This window comes from Spiroplasma sp. Moj (genome assembly GCF_016082285.1).
GTDB lineage: Bacteria > Bacillota_I > Bacilli_A > Mycoplasmatales > Mycoplasmataceae > Spiroplasma > Spiroplasma phoeniceum.
In genome coordinates, this window is sequence record NZ_MQTY02000082.1 from 1 (window position 1) to 4,565 (window position 4,565).

4 protein-coding genes are annotated in these 4,565 nt (G+C 27.8%); all 4 read left to right on the plus strand.

The features are described 5' to 3' along the window. Window positions 1-627: 627 nt before the first annotated feature. Window positions 628-2,157, plus strand: a complete 1,530-nt coding sequence (gene rny, locus BST80_RS04145) for a ribonuclease Y (protein WP_415746096.1) — start codon at window positions 628-630, stop codon at window positions 2,155-2,157. 90 nt (window positions 2,158-2,247) lie between these two features. Further along, window positions 2,248-3,606, plus strand: coding sequence for a signal recognition particle protein (gene ffh / locus BST80_RS04150; RefSeq protein WP_415746097.1), 1,359 nt, complete (start codon window positions 2,248-2,250; stop codon window positions 3,604-3,606). Between the two features lie 145 nt (window positions 3,607-3,751). After that, window positions 3,752-4,087: a hypothetical protein gene (locus BST80_RS04155; RefSeq protein WP_415746098.1), complete on the plus strand. Its 336-nt coding sequence runs from the start codon at window positions 3,752-3,754 to the stop codon at window positions 4,085-4,087. Between the two features lie 83 nt (window positions 4,088-4,170). Then, window positions 4,171-4,407 (plus strand): hypothetical protein, encoded by a 237-nt coding sequence (locus tag BST80_RS04160; RefSeq protein ID WP_415746099.1) that lies wholly within the window; start codon window positions 4,171-4,173, stop codon window positions 4,405-4,407. Window positions 4,408-4,565 lie beyond the last annotated feature (158 nt).

Genomic DNA, 4,565 nt, shown 5'->3' on the forward strand with positions numbered 1-4,565 from the left:
AAATAAATAGGAGAGTAAATCCAATCGCTTTCACACTTTCTTTAAGGCTTCGTACCATAGATGAGTTATCCATCTTTAAGCATCAAAATATTAAGTTTTAGTATTGCATTATTCATCAGATAGTACCTTTATTAAAAATGATATTAACCTTTATTAAAAATGATATTAACCTTTATTAAAAATGATATTATTAGTTGTTAAACCGAAAAAATATAATAAATCACAGAAAGGAAATTATAAAAATTAACTAGTTTGTAGGGTAAAATAGGTTAATTTTTAATTTTAAAGATACTATCTGATGAATAATGCAAATAAAAAAATCGCTCTAATAAGCGATTAATTTAATTTGTATTTAATTACTTTATTTATATTTTTTATAAAACCTCAACTTTTTTCTTACTACCGTTAAAGTAGTATACATTATTTTGAGGTTTTTAATAAAATTAAGTAATTAGAAACAAATTAAGTTTCGCTTATGACTAAATGATAACAAAATTTATAAAAAATTCAACTTTTTTAAAAACANNANTNTNATAAAATGTGGCAATAATTTCATTGCTAGTATTCCACTTATATATTTAAAATTAATACTTCTTACTTAATCTTTTAAGTAAAGGAGAAATAATTATGCAAACACACATAGGAATAATTATCCTTATTGCTGTTGCAATAGGTTCTTACTTTCTTGGATATTTATTTGAAAAATATTTAAGATTTAAATTAATCAAAAAAACAAAATTAAAAATTAAACAAGCAGAAGATAAAGCAAAAAAAATTATTAATGCTGCTAAAGCAGATGGACGCGTTGAAGCAGCACAAATTAGACAAGAAATGAAAGATGAATTAACTCGCAAACGTGAAGAATTTTTAGCAACCGAAAAATTTTTAGTAGATAGAGAACGTTTAATTGTTGAGAGAGAAGAAGTATTAAATGGCAAAGAGCAAGAAGTGTTTCGCAAGAAAGAAGAATTGCAAGGAAAGATTAACTATTATCAAGAAATGGTAGAACGAAATCTTCATCAACTTGAAAAAGTTGCCGGATATTTACTTGAAGAAGCAAAAGATGTTCTTTTTAAAGAAATAAGTGATCGGTATCAAAAGGAAATTGGTGAATTTTTACGAAATGCTGAAAATACTGCAAAAATTAATGCCAAACAAACAGCCATTAACATTATTACTACTGCAATTGAACGTTATGCAGCAAAAGTTGTGGCAGAAAAAACAACAACTTCAATTTACTTAGAAGATGATAATATGAAAGGACGAATTATTGGGAAAGATGGACGTAATATTCGTACATTTGAAATAGCAGCAGGGGTTGATTTAATTATTGATGATACACCTAATGTTGTACAAATTTCATCTTTTAACCCAATTCGTCGGGAAATTGCAAAAAAAACTTTAGAAAAATTATTACTTGATGGCCGAATTCAACCAACGCGAATTGAAGAAACAATCAAATTAGAACAAGAAGAAATCGAAATGACAATTCTTGAAGCAGGAAAAGAAATTGCGGCTGAATTAGCAATTGATAATTTAGATATTGAATTAATTCGTCACTTAGGAATTTTAAAATATCGAACTAGTTATGGTCAAAATGTCTTATTACATTCTGTCGAAGTAGCAAAATTAGCAGCAATAATGGCAAGTGAACTGGGGTTAGACCCTGCAATTGCGATGCGTGCTGGGTTATTACATGATATTGGAAAAGCAGTTGATTTTGAAAATGAAGGAAGTCATGTTACTTTAGGTGTTCAAATTGCAACAAAATGTAATGAACATCCAATTATTATTAATGCAATCGCTTCGCATCATGGCGAAGTACCAGTAACTAATCCTTATTCTGTTTTAGTATCAGCAGCTGATACGTTGTCAGCTGCTCGTCCAGGCAGTCGTAATAATACTGTTGAAAATTATATTGCTCGAATGAATGAGTTAGAAAAAATTTGCCAAACAGTCCATGGTGTCCAATCAGCTTATGTTTTACAAGCAGGACGACAAATTCGAGTTATTGTTAATCCAATTATTAATGATGATGCTCGTACTCATAAAATTGCGCTTGATATTAAGGAAAAAATTAAACAAGCAAAGGCAATTCCTGGTGATATTTTTATTACAGTTATCCGTGAATTACGAGTTACGGAAACTGTTATTTAAAGAATAAAATTTTTATTCTTTTTTTATGTTAATTTTAGTATAATTAATTAATAAGAGTGTATTTGTTATAAAAATTAAAGGAGAAAAAATATGATTGGAGATTTTTTAGCGAATCGATTGAAAAAATCAATTGAAAAAAATATGAAAAAATCAACTTTAACGACTGATGCTATTACTGAAACAATACGTGAAATTCGATTAGCATTATTGGAGGCTGATGTTAATAATGAAGTAGTTAAAGATTTTATTAAAGCTGTTGAAACAAAAGCACGGGGTGAATATATTCTTGATGGATTAAATGTATCACAAATGATGGTTAAAATTGTGCATGAAGAATTAGTTAATATATTTGGAAAAACAGTTAAAGAATTATCATTTACTTCAAAACCAACAATTGTAATGATGGTTGGTTTACAAGGAAGTGGTAAAACAACCACAACGGGGAAAATTGCTAAGTTAGTTGAAAAGAAATATCACAAAAAACCATTATTAGTTGCTTGTGATATTTATCGACCAGCAGCGATTGAACAATTAAAAACAATTGGAAAAAATTTAAATATTGAAGTTTTTGAGCGCGGAACACAAAATCCAGTAACGACTGCGCAACAAGCAATTACTTATGCAAAAGATAATAAAAATGATGTTATTTTAATTGATACAGCTGGACGTTTACATATTGATGCTGAGTTAATGCAAGAATTAAAAGAAATTAAAAATAATATTACACCGGATGAAATTCTTCTTGTTGTTGATGGGATGACAGGGCAAGACATTATTAATGTTGCGACTGAATTTAATCAGTTATTAAAATTAACAGGAGTAGTTGTTACAAAACTAGATGGTGATGCTCGTGGTGGGGCTGCTTTGTCAATTACACATTTAACAAAATTACCAATTACTTTTATTGGAACTGGAGAAGGAATGAGTAATTTACAAATCTTTTATCCTGACCGAATGGCTGATCGAATTTTAGGAATGGGAGATGTTCAAACCTTAGTTGAAAAAGCAAAAGATGTATTAGATGAACGTGATATCAAAAAAACAATGAATCGAATGATGATGGGACAGTTTGATTTGCAAGATTTATTAAACCAAATGCGCCAAATTTCAAAAATGGGTAAAATGGGCGGAATTATGAAATTATTACCTGGAATGCCAAAATTAAGTGATGAAAAAATTGCTGATGCTGAACAAAAATTAAAAGTAACCGAAGTATTATTATCATCAATGACAGTGAAAGAACGTCGTGAACCACGATTATTAAAACATTTATCACGAAAAAATCGGATTTTAAAAGGCTCAGGACGAACTGAAAAAGAATATAATGAGCTAATTAATCAATTTGAAAAAACAAAAAAACAAGTTGATGAAATTGCTCGTCAAATTAAATCAGGGCGTATGCCAAATATTCCTGGGATGGGTGGTCTAAGCGGAATGGGTTTTAATTAATCTATTTAAGAAAACTGTTTTTTAAACAGTTTTTATTTTGTGATACAAAATAATGTTGTTTTAACAAAATTATTTCTAAATAATAAAATGACTATCCAAGATTAAACATTATAAATTATTAAAAGTTTTAGAAAAGGAAAAACATATGAAAGAAAATAGCAAAAAATGGTGAATGATTAATTCAATATTAGTTTTAATGGTAACGGTTTTTATCAGTTTTGTTCTGTATGTCTGATATCTTGGTTATTTAAATCCAAGACCACTTGAGTTAGGAACAATTGTTACTGACCCCAATTTAAAAACCCTTAAAACTAATGGCTTACATATTCCGAAAAAAATACAGATTAAAGAAAAATTAAAACAACAATTTCCTAATTTAAATATTAATAAAATAAAAATTAAAGATAACATTAGTTCTTCATCAGCAACAATTGTTTCAAGTGATTTTTCGTTTTATCGAGGATCAGTGATTCTTTATTAGACTTCTTGCATAACCTAGTTATTTTAAAATTCCTATAAAATATATTTANNATNNNANTNATAAGAGCTTTGGAAAAAGCGTGTTTGCAATTACAATTTACAAATGATAAAGAATTATTCCGATTAACAGAAATAAAACAAGCCACTTTTAATAAAATGTTAGATATTTTAAAGGTTGCTGAAATAGAAAAATTTAAAAAAGGTGGCAAAGCTAACAAATTATCACTAAAAAATCGATTATTTATGACTTTATCGTATTGACGAGAATATCGTACTTTTTTTGGTTGTATAAATAATTATAGGGTAACTTATATAATTTAAGAAATTAGAACACTTTAAGCATTCCACTTACACTATCATTTTAACTCAACCTATTTTATTGTCAATATTTATCTCGTAAATTTTTTGTGAAAACCATATACATTTTAGACCACTGATTTAGTCTTTAAATTAGAATGGAGATTAAAATGAAAAAGTAT